Origin of the sequence: Nocardiopsis sp. N85, from assembly GCF_028882275.1 — a bacterium.
GTDB classification, from domain to species: Bacteria; Actinomycetota; Actinomycetes; order Streptosporangiales; family Streptosporangiaceae; genus Nocardiopsis; species Nocardiopsis lambiniae.
Genome location: NZ_JARBUT010000004.1, coordinates 258,889 through 275,827, shown reverse-complemented (window position 1 = coordinate 275,827; position 16,939 = coordinate 258,889). Strand labels below are relative to the sequence as shown.

The window sequence follows — 16,939 nt, the reverse complement described above, 5'->3', positions numbered from 1 at the left end:
CGAGGATCCATTCGGTCGTCGCCGCCCCGGCGTCGGAAGTGGCACCACGTGATGGTGCCAGCCATGTGCGTGCACGGCTCCGGGCACGTTGAAGGACATCCCTCACTGGGACCTCTCCCTGTCTAGAAACCGGCCGTCACATGGGTGAGGGCGGCGTAGCTGATCAGCGTCAGGAACCCGGCGACCAGGCCCATGGTGGGCAGGGTCATGCGTTCGGTGGCCGCGTTCGCGGCCGCTTCGGTCTCCGCCAGGCGGCGAGCACGCAGCGATGTCGCCTTCGCCGTCAAAGACGTGCGGGTACGCGCCCCGCAGGTACCGCCGAGGTGCAGGGACGCGGCCAGCTCCGCGAGTTCGCGCACCCCCGTCTCCCGGGCGAGGCTTTCCAGTCCCTCCCAGGCGGGCCGGTGGCGCAGCGTTGCCGCGCGCACGGCCCGGCGGATCCGTTCCGGGGTTCGCCCGTTCCCGTACTGGAGGGCCGCCGTGACCGCTCCGGTGGGCCCGGCACCCGCAGCCAGGCCCATCACGACCAGGTCCGCCAGCACTGACGCGGTCGCGCGGAGTTCGCCCCGGTGTTCGGCCGCGGCGCTGTGCGCCGCCAGGTCCGGGGCGCAGAACCCCGCCCCCGCGACCAGCACGGCGAGCAGCAACACCATCACGGGGTACGGCGAGATCATGGAGCCCGCAGCTACCAGCACCGCTGCCGTCACGATGCCGATTCCGGCGGCGGCGGCCTTCTCCGCCCGGTAGGCCTCCGCAGAGGTGCCCGATACCGCGAGCGTCCGCGCCATGGCCGGCCCCGGGATACCGGTGCGGGCCAGGAAGCGGCCCGCGCGGTGTCCGAGCCGCCGGGCCCACCCCTTCTCCGAGGGGGTTCGCGGCGCGGGAGCAGGACGGGGTGTCAGGCGCTCGATCAGGGTCGGGCGACGCATCGCGTACGCGGCGGTGCAGACCCCCGCGCCCATCATCGCCCCGGCCATGGACAGCACGGCCACGCTCACCCCGCACCACCCGCCCCGGCCGTCTGGGCCGCCGCGAGGGTGAAGGGGCGCACCTGCTCGGGCGGTGAGGCCAGGCGCGCGAGCCAGAAGAACGAGGCCGCCCACAGCCCTCCGGTCAGCGCGAGTACGAGTTGGCCGGAGACCGTTCCCAGGGGAGCCAGGAACGACGGGTTGAACACCGCCATGCCCAGGAGCATGAAGGTGGTGGCGGCGGCGATGATCCGTACCGAGGAGCGCACCCGCGCGCGGGACGCCGACACCCGGGCCACCGTGGTCGCCCTCTCACGGGCGGCCTCCGCCAACCGCGACAGCGCTCCGCCGAGGTCGCCGCTCTGGTGGGACGCGCCCATCGTCAGGGCGACCGCGATCAGATCGCCCAGCTCGGAGTCGACCTCGCGGGCGAACACCGCCGCCGCCCGCTCCATGGGTTGTCCGGCACGCAGCCGGGCATCGAGCGCCCGGACCTGGTCGCGGACCGGGTCCGGGGCGACGGGCACCGTGGCGGTGACGGCCTGGTGCAGTCCCGAGGCTCCGGTGATCATGTCGCGCAGCTGCTCGGCCCAGGAGGCCAGGGCCTCGGCGAGGTCGGCTTCGGCACGGGTCACGGTGTCGGGGCCGAGCAGGGCAGGCATCCACCACCCCGCGGCGGCGGCGAGCACGGCTCCGACCGGCCATCCCGTCACCAGACCGGTCACGATCCCTGCGGCGGCGGCGCAGGCCGCACGCGTCCAGATACCGCGTCGGCCCGGGAACTTGACCCGCTGGCCCGGGCCCGTGGAGGGGACGCGCCAGGGGAAGAGGCTCAGCGTGTAGGCGGCGCAGGCGATGCCAGCCCCGGACAGCACACCTCCAAGGGCGAGGGTGCCCACCGTCCAGTCCCACCCCGACGCCATCACGCCCACCTCCGCATCTGGTATCCGGCCCTGGCAAGGTGCCGACCGAGCTGCCCGCTCGGCGGGCACACCATCTCCCCGGTGGGCTCGTCGGCCTCCCGGGTGTACAGCTCGTCCGAGACGACCTGTTCCCCCTGGGAGCCCACGACCTGGCGGATGCTGGTGACCACCCGGGCCCCGTCCGGGGCCATGTCGATGTGGACGACCAGGTGCACCGCCGTACCCACCAGCGATGCCGTCGCCGAGGGGGTCATCCGTTCCGGGGCCTGGGCGCAGTACGCGGCGAGCTTGACGAACACCTGCTGCGAGCTGGACGCGTGGACGGTGGACATCGACCCGTCCGTTCCCATGCTCATCGCGTTGAGCAGCGCGATGGTCTCCGGGCCCCGGGTCTCTCCGACGATCACCCGGTCCGGGCACATCCGCAGTGCGGCACGCACCAGTTCGGCCAGGGTCACCTCGCCGAGGCCTTCGATGTTCGCGGGCCGCCCCTGCAACGCCACGACGTTGGCATCCGTCAGGTGACGGTGCAGTCCGAGTTCGAGCGCGTCCTCCACCGTGATGATCCGCTCCCCCTCGACCGTGTCCGCCAATGCACGCAGCAGGGTGGTCTTGCCCGCGTTCGTGGCGCCGCTGATGAGGAGGTTCATCCGGGCCCTGACCGCCGCGACCAGCAGGTCGCGGGCGGTCTGGTCCACCATCCCCGTCCGGGCCAGGTCCCCCAGCCTCAGATACCGGGCGGGGTGGCGGCGGACCGTCACAGTCGGACGGGCCGCAATGCCGGGCATCACCGCCGAGAGCCGGGAACCGTCCTCCAACTCCATGGACAGGATCGGCGCAGCAGTGTCAAAGCGCCGTTCCCCGCCGGGAGCGCGTGCTGCGATCCGCTGCACCAGGGAGACGAGGGCGGCGTCGGTGTCCACCACGGCCGGGCGGAGTTCCCGGCGTCCTCCACCGAGGTCCACGGTCACCGGATCGTTTCCGGTGATGTGGATGTTCTGCACCTCCGGCTCGGCGAGCAGTTCCTCCAGCGGCCCCAGACCCAGGACGTGGTCCAGGACCACCCGGCGCAACCGGGATTCGTCCGCGGCCGTGAACTCGACATCTCCTCGGATCAGGGCGGTGCGGGCCCGTTCCTCCAGCAAGGCGTCGACGAGTCGACCCACGGACTCGGGGTCCGCAGCCCTGCCGTGGTCGGTGATGAGCTGTTCGGTGATGCGGCCGGCCAGCGCCACCGCGGTGATTCGAAGGTCTGCCTCGTCCGGGCCGTCCTGGAAGGTCGATGCCAGTCGTGGAACGTCGTTCGTCGTCGTCATGCCGCACTCACCGCCGTCGTGTTCTGCCCCTGGCCGTCCAGGCCGAGGCCGGAGAAGTCGTCGCAAAGCTCCGCCAGGGATGTGGCGGTCCTGACCAACGGCATCCACTCCATGCCGTCGGGGTCGCGGCGCTGGGACCGCCATGCGGTCCAGCGGTCCCGCAGCCGTGTGGGCGGCCGGTGCTCGCCGCGTACCAGTGCCGCCCCGGTGGGGTCGTGCGGGACGCGCGCCCACACCGGCAGTCCGAACAGCCGGGACACCTCCTGATCCGAATGCGGGCAGGTACCGGTCACGGCCAGCCCGACCCGCGCTCCGACCTCCTTCAGCGAGGCCAGGACCGGAGCGCACACCCGCAACCGGTTCGCGTGCCCCACATCGCCCAGGTCGGCCAGGACCACGACGGCGTCCGCGCAGCGGACCAGGGACGCCCCCGCGGACCCCGGCACCGCCCGCCCCACATCGAGCACCGTCACCCGTCCCGACCGCAGCAGGGCCGGATTGTGGGCGAGCGCGGCCACAGCGCGGCCCGCCTCCAACGGATCGGCCGGAGCGGCCACCACCCGCAAGCCGCCGGGCAGCTCCACCGCATGGTCCAGCACCGGCGAACCTGCTGCGACCGCGTTGACCACCCCGGCCTCCGCCCAGGCACCGGCCGACACCGGCACCGGTACGCGTGAGGCGGCGGCCAGCGGCACCAGTCCCTTCTGCTCCCGGCCCAGATCGATGCCGTACCAGGAGGCCACGTCACCGCCGGAGGCATCGGCCTCCACCAGCACCGGCACCGTCAACGGGGTGGAGGGCCAGCACGCGGCGACCGCCGTGGCCAGACTCGTCACACCCGGTGCCCCGCCCAGTGAGCACACAGCCACGATCATTCGTCCTCCCCCGCAGCACCCGTTCGGGTTCCCTCACGCGGGTCGACCAGCGCGACCTGCACGTCTCCCCCGGCAGAGGCCTGGGAGAAACGCGCGGCCCTGTCCCGGGGAAGGACCACCTCCACCACCTGGTGACCACCGCCGAACCCGTCTTCGCTTCCGGAGGCCACACGGTGCACCAGGCCCGTCACGACCCCGGGCGCACTGCCCGAGCCGTCCTCCCCGGGTCCTGCCTCCTCCACCGCTTCGTCCGGTGCCGGGCGGGTGGCGATCAGGTCGACACTCGCCCCCGGTTCCATGTCCTGGGGCACCGTGGCCACGGGCACCGCGAGCAGGGCGGTGCCCGGCTCGGGCCACAGACCGGAATCGGCGACCGAGCCCGCCACCAGAGGGGAACCCGCGGTCATCGGCCTGCTCAGCGCCATCCCCTCCACTGCATCCGGTGCCAGCAGTCGAAGTCCTTCGATCCCCTCCGCTTCAACCGGGGAGACGTCCTGGGCGGTGAGCACGTGACCGGCCGGAAGGTCGGCCGCGAGCACCGCGACCATGTGAGTGTCCTCCGAAGCGAGTCCCGCCCATGCTCCGGCGAAACCGCCCGAGAAGATCAGGGCCCCGGCCAGCAGCCCCCACTTCCACCGGCGGCGCGAGGTCGCCGCCAGCCGGACCGACTCCCACTCCCCTTCCGTCCCGGCCGGGTTTTCCCTGGTTTTCCGGTTGTCATACTTGGGATTCGCGAGCGCGACCATCCCTCCCCCTTCTCCGTCGATGTCTCTGTCCGTTGCCTTCAGCGGTTGTCGGTGACCACCGCGTGGATCTCGCTCACCGGCACGGCGACCATCGCCGTGGTTGTCAGCGCCTCTAGGTCCCCGCTCCGGCCGTCACTGGCCGACCACGACACCTCCCACTCCCACACCGCGACCAGGTCCACCCTCGCCCCGGCACCTCCAGAGGGCAGTGCCGTGTAGGTGTGCCCGCAGTCCGGGGAGCCCGTCTGCCGGTAGGTCATCCGGGAGAAGACGGTGCCGGGTCCGGTGCACACCACCTCGTGTCCGTCCCCGGTGTCCCACACCACCCGCTGCGGGGTCGCGAGGACCGTCACCGACCCGGCGCTCACCGACGCCGTCGCCGACACCGGCGCCCAGTCCGTTTCGGCCACCCACATCCACTGGGGGATGTTCACGAACCGGAGTTTGTCCGGGGTGGGTGTGACTCCGATATCGGGCTCGGGCAGGCGCATGACCGCCCGTGCCTGTTCGGCCAGTACGACGGGGTCGAACACCGGCACCCGCACGGTGCCGCCCGTGCTCTCGCACCGGGCCATGCTCGGCGGCGCCTCCAGCGGCCCTTCAGCTCCGGACTGCGCGAACTCCGTATCCGGCATCACACAGGCGAGCCCGCTCTGTCCTCCCTCACCGGCGCCACCCCTTCCTGCGGGGCTGTCGGCAACCGCCGGGTCGCGGCCGGGCGTGCGGGCCGTGACGTGACACCCTCCGTCCGAGCACACACTGTCGGCGAAGAAGCCGTCGGCCGCCGCCTGCTGGGGCAGCACGACGATCACCGCGGCTGTTGCGGTGCAAAAGACCAGGTTCCAGGAGGCGACCCGAGTCAGCATGACCCGTAGTCCTCCATCCACAGGTCGTCCACGAGCCACCGGCCATCGGTGGAGACGACCGTGGCCGTCACCAGTCGTGAACCGCTCGGCCCGTCGACCGCGGTGTCGGCTATGAGCCATCCCGAATCGTCGATGCAGTCTTTGACGGACACGGTCCCTGAAGACCCGGAGAGGTCGGTGCCGACCACCTCGGGACTCATCACGGGTTCCCCCGTGGCCACCACACCGTGGAGCATGTCCGAGGTGAAGTCGAGCGCCTGGCCCGAGGCGTACTGCTCCAGGTCCGGGTGGCCGACCGCTCCTTCATGGGAGCCCTCGACCACCACGTCCCACATACCGCGGTAGGCGTCCAGCGCCAGCTCCTCCGCCGTCGGGTCGGCGGGTATCGCGAGAGCCGGGGGCGTGCGCGCCGGCTCGCCGACGGGGCCGCTCTCCTGTGCCGCGCACCCCATCAGCGTGACCGCCGCCACCGCCCAACCCATCGCAGGCACACGCATGCCCCACCGCCGATTCCTCACCCGGCGCGGCCCTGACACCGCGCTTTCGATGAGTGACAGTAACCACACGCAGAGTCACTACACAACCGATTCTCGGACACTCACAGTGATCAAAATTGTGAAGAGAACCACGAGGATTCGATGTCGAACTCTCTACCTGCACAAACACCGAAAGGAGCCAACGCGAGCAGGGCCGATCCCGGAACGGGATCGGCCCTGCTCATCGCCTTCGGCGTCAGGCGACGGGCTGCCGCAGTGCTCCCCACTGCCGCACGAGTCCGGCCAGTTCCTCCCACTCCCCGGGGCCCTGGGCGGGACCCACCCGCGAGGAAGAAACCGGAGCCAGCGGATCATGCCGCTGCCTCCGCAACGCCGGGTACTCAGGCTGCCGACCGAGGCGACGCTGCTCATGTGCGACCAGATAGGGGCGTACCCCGCGCCCTCCCTGGTCGTCCTCGCACCACCCGGACCCCAGCCGCTCCACCGTCTGCGAGGCGTAAAGCAACCTGGTGCGGTCAGTGTGCTCGCAGCGAGCCTGGTCGTAGCGCCGGACCCACTCCGGCTCGACAAGCGGCGCTGGGCAGGGTTGTGCTTTCACGGCTCGCACAGACGACCTCTTCTCCGGCGACTGCGGACGAGAGGGGGGCGGCGGTTTCTGCGCGCCGACGATCGCTTCGAGCACGGCTCCGACCGTCCAACGCACGCGGCTGGCCCAGCCGCGTCGACGCTTGCGGTGTCGGCCCCTACCATGGTCCATGGTCTTCCTCCTGGGGTATTCAGGTGGGGATCACGCCTCGGGCGGTGTTAGAGCACCGCCCGAGGCACCTTTTTCTTTTGTTCGATCTCTTTTTCGACCATGCGCCCGACTGTTCGGGGCGGGGCGGGTGTCAATGGCCTCGCGAGGTCATACGCCCCTCGTGAAGCTGCGCTTCCTCGCCCCGCCCGCCGCAGCGGGCAATTGCCGCTATCCGACTCTCTGGGTTCGCTCGGCCGAGGTGAACCGGTGTGTGCGTGGAGCGTGTGCGGGCATCACAAATAACCCCTATTTTCGGGCATGCGAAAGAATGCGGACAAATGGGAATCGCGTTCACCCGGGTTGAACGCTGCGGGTGCGATGTTTCCCCATGCTCGCGAGAATTTTCAACCCCGAATTTCGTAGAAGTCATGGACCAGGGAAAAGACCACAACGGGGCCGCGCGGGCATCACGCCCGCACGGCCCCGTGGCGGCCCCGCAGCCCGAAGGGCGGCGTTGCCCAGGGTCACCGGCCTGGCTGCCGCCCGCCCCGCTGTGGGGCGGATGGCGGCCGCTCAGCCGGGCCGTACCGCCGCCACGAACACGCTGCGGTAGTAGTCGTTGTCGACGGAGTCGACTCGGATGTTCTGCCCCGTTCTCGGCGCGTTGACCATCTGCCCCTCGCCCACGTACAGGGTCACATGTGAGGGACTGCCTCCCGGCCCTCCGGTGTCGTAGAACAGCAGATCTCCCGCTTGCAGCTCACCCAGGCCGACACGGGTTCCGGCGTTGACCTGGTCGGTGGTCACCCGCGGCAGACTCACCCCGGCCGCTTTCCAGGCCTGCATGGCCAGTCCCGAGCAGTCGAACCCGTGCGGGCCCGTCCCGCCCCATACGTAGGGTCTGCCGACCTGGGCCAACGCCCAGGCCGCGGCCGCCCGACCATGCTCGGTGCCGGCCCCCGGCCTCACCACGGGTAGCTGCGCAGCAGCCTGAGCGGCGATCTCCGTGTAGGCGTCGATGTGGCCGTGGACCTTGTCGACGTACCAGCCCGCACGGTTGTACCGGAGTAGAGCCGCCTCCAGGTCGTCCTCTTCCGAGAAGTCCACCGGTTTCGACTCCGGCTCGCTCACGCACAGGTACACCGCCGCGCTCCACACCGCATCATGGACGTTGTGCGGGTCGGCGACCCCGTCTCCGTTGCCGTCCAAGCCGTGGGTGGCCCAGGTGGCGGGGAGGAATTGCATCGGCCCCACCGCCCGGTCGTACGTGCTGTCCCCGTCCAGCTCACCGCCGTCGCTGTCCCAGTGGGGCGTGGTGTTGCCCCCGACCCCGCTGCCGTCCAGGCGCGGGCCGACCATCGCGGGCCGCACGTCACCCGAGGCCGACACCTCCTTCCCCGCGACGTGGTCGGACTCGACTCCGCCGATACCGGCCAGCACCGGCCACGTCATCCCCCGGCACTGCTCGTACTCGCCCTCCAACCGCACGGCGGCCAAGACGTAGGCTTCCAGAACCGGCGCGGGAATTCCCTCCACCTCACCCGGCACCCCGACGAAGTACTCGCCCCGATTCCCCATCGCGCCGATGAACAGCACCGGCACCAGGAAGAGAAACCCCGCAGCGGCCATGGCATACCGGATCACCCCTGGTCCCGCTCCGAGCGGGGATGGCACCGGGCGATATCGACCAGGCGCAACCACGGCCCGCCAGGATCCCCGGGCGCTCGCCACACCGCCTCGTCCGGGCCACGCGCACGCAACCGCTCATGGGTGGCCACGTAGGCTCCCACTTTCCGGGGATCCGCAGCAGACTCAGCGGAGAGCTTGGCCAGGAGGTGCTCGGCGCGCCGGTCGGAGTGAACGGCGAACAGAGCGATGGAAGCCAGCCCGCTCTCCAGGGCCAGGCTCGTGTACCCGCCCATCTTGCGCACCACCTTCGTCAGCGGTTCTGTTCCGGTGTCGTACTCCACGAAGGCGTGCAGCACCGTCTGGTCCTGGTTCCACTGGATGTAGGCGTCGGGGCGGATATGGCGCCCCCACCGGCGCGCGCTCTCACGCTCGGAGTACCAGCACTCCAAGGACGCCGAAGAGGTGCGGCGCGCAGCCAGGGTGAAGGCCACGAAGGTATCGGCCAGCCCGAGCACATGCCCCAGCCGTAGGCTGTGGGCCACCCGCATCCGGTGGTCGGCCCGGTAGTCCAACTCCGCCGGTTCGCTTTGCCGCTGAGCGGCCAGAAGCTGTGCACCGAGCTGGTCCACCACCCAGTGGTGGGGGCTTGTACCCGCATGGGTGTAGGGCCGGAAGGGGGCGACCAGACGGTACAGCCTCAGCTGGCTCATCCGCTGGTTCACCGTGCGCCGGGAGCACCCCTCGAAATGGAGCCGGTGCAGGTGGTGGGTGGTCAAGACGTTGTGCTCGTACAGGTCGGTCAGGATCCGGCGGTCCCGAGGGGTGATCTTGGGGACCAGGCCCATCAGAGTGTCGGTGGGATCACTGCTCATCATCGGCGCCTACTCCCTTCGGTCCCTGGGGTGCGTCTGGGCCTCGGGGCCGTGCACCCGGGCGGCCCGACGCACCTGCGTGGCCCGCCCCTTGATCCCGTCCGGCAAAGGCCGGGTCCGCACCGTACTCGCCCCGAGCTCCCTGGCCCCCACCAGCGGACGCACCGCGGCCTGGAACGCGCCCAAGTGCGTGAGGTCGTAAGCGCCCAGCACCGGCTGGGTGTGCTGCTGCAAGCTCACCGCGTCATCCGGCGAAGCGGAAAAGTACACCTTCGTTCTCGCGTTGGCCGAGACCGCCTTGCGCAGGTCCGCGGGCAGTTGCCCGAGCTCCTGGTGGGCGAGTGTCAGCCCGAGGCGGTAGCCCCGTGCTTCGGCGAGCATGTCCTCCAACGAGCCCGGGAGATTGAGGAAGTTCTGGCATTCGTCCACGTACGCGCACAGGTCCTTGCGCTGCGCCTCCGGCGTGTGGATCCGGGCTGTCACCGCCTGCCAGGTCGCGGCCAGCGCAAAGCTGCCGATCAGCGAGCTGGTGTCCTCCCCCAAGCGGCCCTTCGGAACGCGCAACAGCACCAGGTGGCCGGTGTCGAAGAGCTTGGGAAGGTCGATGGTCGAAGGCCCGGACGCCACCACCTGGCGTACCCACGTGCGCAGCAGGGCGGTCCTCAGCTTGTTCAGCACCGGACCCGTCACCGAGGAACGGGCCGAGACGGTGAGTCCGGAGTACCAGCCCCAGAAATCGGTGAGGGCCTCGTCTCCCCCGGTGCGGGCGACGACTCTGGCCATCACCTTGCTGCGCAGGTCGTCGTTGGAGAGCAGGCGGGGCACGTCCCCCAGCGTCAACGCCGGGTCTTTGGCGCGGGTCAACGTGAGCGTCGCGGCCCGGAGGATGTCGTCGGTCCTGGGACCCCAGTACTCGGCGTAGATGCGGCGGAAGATCCCCACCACGGTGTCACTCGTGAAGTCCGGATCCGGGCCCTGAAGCAGATTCAACCTCGGAGGTGCGGCCTGGTCGTCGGGGTCGAAGAGCACCACCTTGTTGACGGCGTGTTCGGGTATGCGGGCCAGGATGTCGGTGATCAGGTCCCCGCGCGGGTCGATCACCAGCCCGGCCCTGCCCGCTTCGGCGTCCTGCAACACCAGGTTGGCCAACAGGGTGGACTTGCCGGAGCCGGTCTTGCCGAGGATGTGGGTGTGCTGGCGGGCCTCCACCACACCCAAGGCGACCGGGCGTTGAATACCGGCGTCGGAGTCCCCCACCACCCGGGTGTTCTCACCCCCGCGCGGAACGGCGGGAGCCGGGGCGGCCGGCCGGGCACCGGCGCGGACCAGACCCGGGACGCTGGTGTCGGTGGGCAGGTGCGCGATGGCGGCCAACTCGCCGGTGGACAGCAGAGCCCCGTAGGCCAGGAATCGGTTCACCGCCCACCAGGCGGGCTTGAACATGAAGTGGCGTCCGAGGTGGTTGGTACCCGAAGTGAACGCCGCGAAGCTGGAGGCGATGCCGTGGGCGCGGCCCCGCAACCGCTCCCGAGCATCATCGCCCTCGTGGGTGGTGGTGAGGATGTAGGACAGCGAACATGCCAACCTCGGGCTGTTCGCCTTGTTGAGGATCGCGCGGATGTCATCCCCGGTCCCCGGCACCGACAGCGGACGCCGGGCCCCCGCACCGGCTCCCCCCGGAGCCACCGCGTCGACCACCATCGTGGCCATCCCGGCATGCCCGGCCAACTGGGCCGCCGCCCGGCGGGCACGAGCGGCACGCCACCCCGTGACCGGCCGGGCCGTGATCCGCACGAGGGCGTACTCGCCCTCGACCAGGTCTTCCATTGCACCGAGCAGGGGCCGGGCTGGGTCGTCGTCGAACCTGGTCCTCAGCGGGAACACCTCCCCGCGGCCCAGGCGTAGATGACCACCCGTGGTGTACGCCCCTTCGGGCAGCGGGGACTCGCCGGTGGCGAGGTGCCGGGTGGAGGTGGTGGCGCCAGGCCATGCTGAGGTGATGGCGCGTTCGACCGTCCCCGGGGGTACGGTCTCAGGCACCCACACCTGGAACCTGACACCTGATGCGGAGGCGATGACCTCCATCGCGAGGTGGGGCTGGAGCAGCCACCGTGACCAGCAGGGTTTGAGCAGCCCCAGGGTGTGGTTCCAGAAGGCGGTGGCGTTCTCCAGCGTGGCCTCGGGCGGAGGCAGGATCTCCACTATTCGCGCTTCTCGGGACAGGTAGCGGTGACGGGCCAAGCGCGCCCCGAGCACGATCGTGCACACCGACGCACCGGCCAGCGGGATCATGCCGAGGACGAGGAAGAAGCCCCCGTTGAGCAGGAAGCCGACCATCACGCCACCGCCCCGTCTTCGAATGCTGCCGGGCCGTGGTCGTGTTCCCGGGGCTCGGGCTGTTCCTGTGCCTTCATTGCGGCCAGCTCGGCGGGGTCGGAGGTAATGAGCCGGTGCTCCTCAGCCGAGGCGACCGGATGGAAGCCGACCCGCTGGTGCCCGGAGACCAACAGGGCGCTGCCCCGGGGAGCGGTGCCGACCAGATGGGTCTCCCCTGCCGAGAGGTGGAATGTCTCGGCCACCTGATCGAGGTTCTGCGGCGCCTGCTTCAACAGCACCTGTGTGGCGGCGTTGGCGACGACCACCCGCCCGAACTCGGTGCCCAGGACGTCGCCGACGTCCTGGGTGATCAGGGTGAGCCCCACCCAGTGTTTGCGTCCGGCCTTGGCGAGCCTGGCCAGGTAGCGGGCCGCGGCCGGGTCCTGGAGCAGCAGCCAGGCCTCGTCCACCACGACCATGCGGGGACGCGGTGCGGCCACGGTGACGTGCCGCCAGATCGCGTCCAGCGCCAGCAGTACGCCCACGGCCCGGACCTGGTCCGGCAACTCCTTGAGGCAGACCACGCTCAGATGGCCGCCCACCCGGCCGGTGGAGGAACCGTCGAACAGAGCCGCGTGCGAGCCGTGGACGAAGAGCCGCAACCGGTCCGCCAGCTGTTCGGCGGCCCACCCGAGGTCGTCTCCCAGCCCGGGATCGGTGGCCGCCTCCTCCAGCGCGGCGGACAGGTCCGCGAGGACCGGTGCGGTCCTTGTCCACGTGGCAGGGTCCCGGGTGATCCCGGCCTCGGCGTAGGCGGTGATGATCGCCCGGTCCAGCACCGCCTTCTCCGTGGAGGACAGTTCACCGACCATCGCGCCGACCAGGGTGTGCAGGAACAGCGCCCGATTCGTGAACGCCTGGTCGTCGCCGGCGGCGGGAAGGGTGAAGGGGTTCATGCGTCCCTGCGCGGTGCCCAGGCGAATCGCGGTGCCGCCCACCGCCTCCGCCATGCGCAGGTACTCGCCTTCGGGGTCGATGACCGCGACCTCCACCCCCACCAGCAGGGACCTGAGGACTTCGAGTTTGGCCAGGTAGGATTTCCCCGCTCCGCTACGCGCGAGGATCACGCTGTTGTGGTTGTCCAGGCCGCCGCAGAACCGGTCCCAGGCCACCACGCTGTTGCTGTGGGTGTTGGTGCCGTAGACCACGGTGGCTTCGCCCAGGTCCGTGATCAGCTCCGGTGAGGTGAACGGCAGCAGGGTGGACGCGGCGTCGGTGTCCATCGACCGGACCGTGCCCACCGGGTCGGTTCCCAGGGGGAGGGTGGAGATCCACCCCTGCAACGCCCGGAACGTGGTCGGGACCGCTTCCACCAGCAGGGACGCGCACAGCGCGCGCACCTGTTGGAGCTCGGCCTCCAACGCCTCCAGGGTGGGGGCGTGCACGGTGAGGTACACGGCCACCCGGAAGAGTCGGCCCTGGCCGGTGGCGATGCGGTCGGCGATCTCGGCGGCGTCCATCGCGGCCGTGACCTGGTGCGGGTCCTCCACTCGCCCCTGTGCGGTGCTGGTTCGGTGTGCCGACTCCAGACGGGCCCGGCGTTTGCGCAGTTGCTGCGCGGCCGTCGGAGCCGGGACCGGAACCAGGTGGAAGGCGATGTCGAGCCGACCGGGGTAGGTGAACAGCGGTTCCGCCCACCCGGCGCTCACCTCGCGCGGGAACCCGATCACGGCCAGGGTCTGGCACACCCCGCCCTCGATCTCCAGGTGCCGTGCTCCGACACGGACGGCCGGGCCTCCCAGTCCGGGTGATCCGGATCGTGTCCGCAACCCGTGGAATCCCATCAGTGCTCCTAGCCTTCGTGCGTGTATCCGTCGGTGGTGTCGGTGTCCGGGGCGAGAGCGGGGAGGCTCCTGTCCGGGGCGGCCATCGCTTGGCGCAGAACCTGTTCGGCCTCGGGCCCCTCCAAGACCTGGGTGCGGATGCCGAGGGTGGCGAGCCGGTCGGCCACGTCCTGTGCGGTGCGCCGCAGAGCGGTCCCGGCCCGGCGGGCGGAACCAGTGGCGCTGACCACGGCCACCACCTGCTGGTGGGACAGCTCATGCGTCGCGGCCAGCTCGTCCAGGAAGTCGGCGTGCGCCAACGCGGCTTCGGCCAGGGCCGGATGCGGTAGGTGGGCGGCGCCGTTGCGCACCATCGCGGTGAAGCCCGTCAGGTCGGCGCTGCGGCGTTGGACGAGGAACTGCACCGACTCGGTGAGGGCGTCCAGAACGCCCGCGAACGCCGCAAGTGCTTGGTCCTGCTCGCGCCCGGAGGTCAGTTGGAAGGGGATGGTGGTGCAGGCGATCATCACCGCGCACCGTCCGCCCAGGTCGATCACCCCCTCCGGGGAGATGGCCGAGGCGGGCAGCCGCAGCGGCTCCAACCGGGAGGCGCGCCGGGTCCGGGGCGCCCACCGGGGCAGCACCGGAACCTGCCCAGTAGGGGCGGAGACCAAGTGCTTGGGGGCGCGCAACCACGCCAGGGCGCTGGCCGCGACCTGCTCCAGGCCCCGGCCGTCGCGCTCGCTCAGGGCGAGGGCGGTGATCACGCCCAGGAACGGAACGAGGGCCGCCATGATCGCCCACCAGGGAACGTGGTCACGGAAGAGCAGGTAGATCCCCCATGCCCCCGCCAGCGCGGGGGCAATGATCAGGCACTGTCGTGCGGTCAGGCCGAACAGGATCGGTTCGGGCCGATCGATGTCGGCCGGGATCCTCCCCCGCCACGACGACGCCTCATCCGATGCCATGAGCACCTCCTCCTTCTCAGTCGTGTTCTTCATGACGGGGTCACGCCCCGTCCCGGTCCGGGCGCGGGAAGAGCCCGTACTGCTTCCACACCCGCCGCGGGCTGGAGAACAGCGGGATCTGTCCCTTCACCTGGGGGCGTTTGTCCCAGGACAGGGCGGGCATCGACGGCAGGTGCCGCAAGCCCTCCGCCGCCCGGGGACGAGGCCCGACCCACCCCAGGCGCTCGGGGGCACGCCTGCCGGGCACCCGCACCGGCGGGGGCGTGGGCAGCACCAACTGCCGCCACCGCCGCCGCGGAGCCCCGGTGGGCGAGGCCGGTTGCGGCCGCACCGCCGGTGCGGGCGGGCGCGGGAACAGCACCTGCTGTCCCGTCTGGGGTGATCCGGGCATACGTCCCTCCTCCAAGGCACGACGTGGTGGAACTCCGGGCAGGCCGCGCTGCGACCCGGGTGGGGGCAACGCGCGCGGGCCGGGAAGAGCCCGTGGCCGACCGGGGTGTCCCGGTGTGCCGGGGCCGCCCCCACCGGGAGGTGCTCCTGGACCGGCTGGCCACGGGCCCGCAGGGCCTCCTGGGCCGGGCAGCGCCGGGCGGCCTGCACCGAGCGCTCCGGCCGGGTCGTGGCGGGCCCGGTACCACCAGGCCTGCGGTTGTAGCGGTTGCAGTCCGCTGGGCGGGGCCGGGGTGTGGCGCGGCAGAGGCCTGCCCGGCGGGGCCGGTGAACGCCTCGGCCAGTGCAGCCCCAAGCTGGGCAGGGCGCGCGGCATGCGCAGCCCGCTGACGCTGCGGAAGGCGAGCATCCAGGCGATGTTCTTCAACAGCGAGGCGATGGGTGAGGTGCCGGGGTTGGGCTGCCACACCAGGCGCATCACCCACGACCCGATCCTGATCTGGGTGTAGATCAGCACCAGCAGCAGGAGCAACTGCATCAGCCAGTCGGCATCGCCCACCTCGTCCCCTGTCGCGGAGGAGGTGTGGTTGATGTCGGCGAAGGTCAGCTGCCCCTCGAAGAACAGCTTGGCCAGGGACATGAACACGATCGACTGCCCGACGGGGATGGCGCACAGGCCCGCCATGGACCGCCACCACATCTCCGCGACCCGGTTGGTGTGCGGCAGGGCGTGGAAGATCAGCAGCAGCGGTGCGCCGATGACCAGGACGATGGCCATGCAGATGCGCACCGCCTCGGTGATCATCCACACCACGAACAGGATCACCACGACCACCACGAGCAACACGGTGAAGATCAGGGCCTCGGCGACCAGGGCGTCCAGCCGGTCGCGGAAATTCTCGGCGGCCTCCCGGGGGTCGATGGACTGGGCGCCGATCGCGGCCGAGACCTGGTTGGAGACGGTGATCATCTCGGTGGAGATCCACAGCGAGACGTTCGCCGCGACGAACCCCCATACGATCCGGGGCAGGATGTCGGCGGCCGAGTAGCGGCTCTGCACGCTCTGGTGGCCCATCGCGATCAGACCGCCCGCCACCACCAACAGCACAAACAGGGTGTTGGACACGCCCAGGATCCCGGCGTGCAGCCCTTGCATGCCCTCGGTGGGGACCGGGGTGTAGAACGCCTTGGACGCCAGCCACCCCAGCGCGGGGTTCAACCCCGAGACGGCGAAGTCGGCGAACCAGTTGCTCACGTGGCACCCGGCGTCGATCAGGTCGCAGTCGAAGACGTTGTCATCGACCTCCAGCTCCACCGGCTCCGGCTCCACCACCGGAGGCTCGCCCCCCTGAGGGTCCTCCGGTGGGGGCAGCGGATCATCGGTGATCTCCGGATCCGCCTCCGGCCCGGCCTCGGGCTCGGGTCCTTCCGGCGGCGGGTCGTCGGACGGAGGCGGCAGCGGGTCATCGCTGATCTCCAGATCCGCGGGCGACCGCCCACCGGGCAAGGGCGGGGTCACTGGCCGCTCCCGGCCTGTGCGGCGAGCACCCAGTCCAGGATCTGCATGAGCGTGCCGGCCAGGACCGCGATGCCGTAGCCGATGGCGGTCCCGGTCAGCGCCCGTTTGGCGGAGTCGATCGACCCCGGTTCCCCGCCCGCGACCATCCACCGCACCCCGGCGATCGTCAGGAACAGCGTGCCCAGGGCGGTACCGAGCACGATGAGGATCAACTGCACCCGGTCCACGATCTGAAGCAGCGCCGACGCCTCCTGCTCGGCACCCTCCCGGGACTCCGCCCACGCCCACGAGGCATCCCCCGTGACCAGCAACCCGACGGCTCCGACCAGGGCCAGCCCCCACCAGACCTTCTGCGCCGGTGAACGCATACGTTCCCCTCCCTTCTTCGCGGTGACGCCTTTTCAGGAAGCGGGACGAAGACGCGAATGCGACATCGACTCCGCCGGGATCCTCACGTCCAGGGCCCGGCCGCGCCCTCCTCCGGCCGCCGCCTGG

At 70.8% G+C, this 16,939-nt stretch carries 14 protein-coding genes; all 14 read right to left on the bottom strand.

Annotated elements, in window-relative coordinates:
* Nucleotides 1-122 precede the first annotated feature (122 nt).
* The gene (locus PWG71_RS08600; RefSeq protein ID WP_274809027.1) at nucleotides 123-998 is read right to left on the bottom strand and encodes a hypothetical protein; all 876 of its coding nucleotides are present in this window, start codon (nucleotides 996-998) and stop codon (nucleotides 123-125) included.
* Nucleotides 995-1,891 carry a type II secretion system F family protein gene (locus PWG71_RS08595; protein WP_274809026.1) on the bottom strand — a complete coding sequence of 299 codons (897 nt, stop codon included), beginning with the start codon at nucleotides 1,889-1,891 and terminating at the stop codon, nucleotides 995-997. Before PWG71_RS08595 ends, PWG71_RS08600 begins: the two co-directional genes overlap by 4 nt.
* Nucleotides 1,891-3,207 carry a CpaF family protein gene (locus PWG71_RS08590; RefSeq protein ID WP_274809025.1) on the bottom strand — a complete coding sequence of 439 codons (1,317 nt, stop codon included), beginning with the start codon at nucleotides 3,205-3,207 and terminating at the stop codon, nucleotides 1,891-1,893. The genes PWG71_RS08595 and PWG71_RS08590 overlap by 1 nt, the downstream gene beginning before the upstream one ends.
* On the bottom strand, nucleotides 3,204-4,082 hold the full coding sequence (locus tag PWG71_RS08585) for a hypothetical protein (RefSeq protein ID WP_274809024.1): 879 nt from the start codon (nucleotides 4,080-4,082) through the stop codon (nucleotides 3,204-3,206). The genes PWG71_RS08590 and PWG71_RS08585 overlap by 4 nt, the downstream gene beginning before the upstream one ends.
* Nucleotides 4,079-4,828, bottom strand: a complete 750-nt coding sequence (locus PWG71_RS08580; RefSeq protein ID WP_274809023.1) for an SAF domain-containing protein — start codon at nucleotides 4,826-4,828, stop codon at nucleotides 4,079-4,081. The genes PWG71_RS08585 and PWG71_RS08580 overlap by 4 nt, the downstream gene beginning before the upstream one ends.
* Nucleotides 4,829-4,866: 38 nt before the next feature.
* Complete coding sequence (locus PWG71_RS08575) at nucleotides 4,867-5,694, bottom strand: hypothetical protein (RefSeq protein WP_274809022.1); 828 nt, start codon at nucleotides 5,692-5,694, stop codon at nucleotides 4,867-4,869.
* Nucleotides 5,688-6,191 (bottom strand): hypothetical protein, encoded by a 504-nt coding sequence (locus PWG71_RS08570; protein WP_274809021.1) that lies wholly within the window; start codon nucleotides 6,189-6,191, stop codon nucleotides 5,688-5,690. The genes PWG71_RS08575 and PWG71_RS08570 overlap by 7 nt, the downstream gene beginning before the upstream one ends.
* Before the next feature lie 1,309 nt (nucleotides 6,192-7,500).
* Nucleotides 7,501-8,556 carry a C40 family peptidase gene (locus PWG71_RS08565; RefSeq protein ID WP_274809020.1) on the bottom strand — a complete coding sequence of 352 codons (1,056 nt, stop codon included), beginning with the start codon at nucleotides 8,554-8,556 and terminating at the stop codon, nucleotides 7,501-7,503.
* 11 nt (nucleotides 8,557-8,567) lie between these two features.
* A complete protein-coding gene (locus tag PWG71_RS08560) occupies nucleotides 8,568-9,431 on the bottom strand; it encodes a replication-relaxation family protein (protein ID WP_274809019.1) in 864 nt (287 codons plus the stop codon).
* A 6-nt stretch (nucleotides 9,432-9,437) separates the two neighbouring features.
* Nucleotides 9,438-11,765, bottom strand: a complete 2,328-nt coding sequence (locus PWG71_RS08555) for a type IV secretory system conjugative DNA transfer family protein (protein ID WP_274809018.1) — start codon at nucleotides 11,763-11,765, stop codon at nucleotides 9,438-9,440.
* Nucleotides 11,765-13,588 carry a VirB4 family type IV secretion system protein gene (locus PWG71_RS08550; RefSeq protein ID WP_274809017.1) on the bottom strand — a complete coding sequence of 608 codons (1,824 nt, stop codon included), beginning with the start codon at nucleotides 13,586-13,588 and terminating at the stop codon, nucleotides 11,765-11,767. The genes PWG71_RS08555 and PWG71_RS08550 overlap by 1 nt, the downstream gene beginning before the upstream one ends.
* Nucleotides 13,589-13,596: 8 nt before the next feature.
* Nucleotides 13,597-14,535 (bottom strand): PrgI family protein, encoded by a 939-nt coding sequence (locus PWG71_RS08545; protein ID WP_274809015.1) that lies wholly within the window; start codon nucleotides 14,533-14,535, stop codon nucleotides 13,597-13,599.
* Between the two features lie 40 nt (nucleotides 14,536-14,575).
* Nucleotides 14,576-16,444: a hypothetical protein gene (locus PWG71_RS08540; RefSeq protein WP_274809014.1), complete on the bottom strand. Its 1,869-nt coding sequence runs from the start codon at nucleotides 16,442-16,444 to the stop codon at nucleotides 14,576-14,578.
* Complete coding sequence (locus PWG71_RS08535) at nucleotides 16,441-16,812, bottom strand: hypothetical protein (RefSeq protein ID WP_274809013.1); 372 nt, start codon at nucleotides 16,810-16,812, stop codon at nucleotides 16,441-16,443. The genes PWG71_RS08540 and PWG71_RS08535 overlap by 4 nt, the downstream gene beginning before the upstream one ends.
* Nucleotides 16,813-16,939: the final 127 nt, after the last annotated feature.

Bases quoted from the DNA above. Each gene is read 5' to 3' on its own strand.
- PWG71_RS08595 (WP_274809026.1), bottom strand. From the start codon at position 1,891: ATGGCGTCGGGGTGGGACTGGACGGTGGGCACCCTCGCCCTTGGAGGT.
- PWG71_RS08590 (WP_274809025.1), bottom strand. From the start codon at position 3,207: ATGACGACGACGAACGACGTTCCACGACTGGCATCGACCTTCCAGGAC.
- PWG71_RS08585 (WP_274809024.1), bottom strand. From the start codon at position 4,082: ATGATCGTGGCTGTGTGCTCACTGGGCGGGGCACCGGGTGTGACGAGT.
- PWG71_RS08580 (WP_274809023.1), bottom strand. From the start codon at position 4,828: ATGGTCGCGCTCGCGAATCCCAAGTATGACAACCGGAAAACCAGGGAA.
- PWG71_RS08575 (WP_274809022.1), bottom strand. From the start codon at position 5,694: ATGCTGACTCGGGTCGCCTCCTGGAACCTGGTCTTTTGCACCGCAACA.
- PWG71_RS08570 (WP_274809021.1), bottom strand. From the start codon at position 6,191: ATGCGTGTGCCTGCGATGGGTTGGGCGGTGGCGGCGGTCACGCTGATG.
- PWG71_RS08565 (WP_274809020.1), bottom strand. From the start codon at position 8,556: ATGGCCGCTGCGGGGTTTCTCTTCCTGGTGCCGGTGCTGTTCATCGGC.
- PWG71_RS08560 (WP_274809019.1), bottom strand. From the start codon at position 9,431: ATGATGAGCAGTGATCCCACCGACACTCTGATGGGCCTGGTCCCCAAG.
- PWG71_RS08555 (WP_274809018.1), bottom strand. From the start codon at position 11,765: ATGGTCGGCTTCCTGCTCAACGGGGGCTTCTTCCTCGTCCTCGGCATG.
- PWG71_RS08550 (WP_274809017.1), bottom strand. From the start codon at position 13,588: ATGGGATTCCACGGGTTGCGGACACGATCCGGATCACCCGGACTGGGA.
- PWG71_RS08545 (WP_274809015.1), bottom strand. From the start codon at position 14,535: ATGGCATCGGATGAGGCGTCGTCGTGGCGGGGGAGGATCCCGGCCGAC.
- PWG71_RS08535 (WP_274809013.1), bottom strand. From the start codon at position 16,812: ATGCGTTCACCGGCGCAGAAGGTCTGGTGGGGGCTGGCCCTGGTCGGA.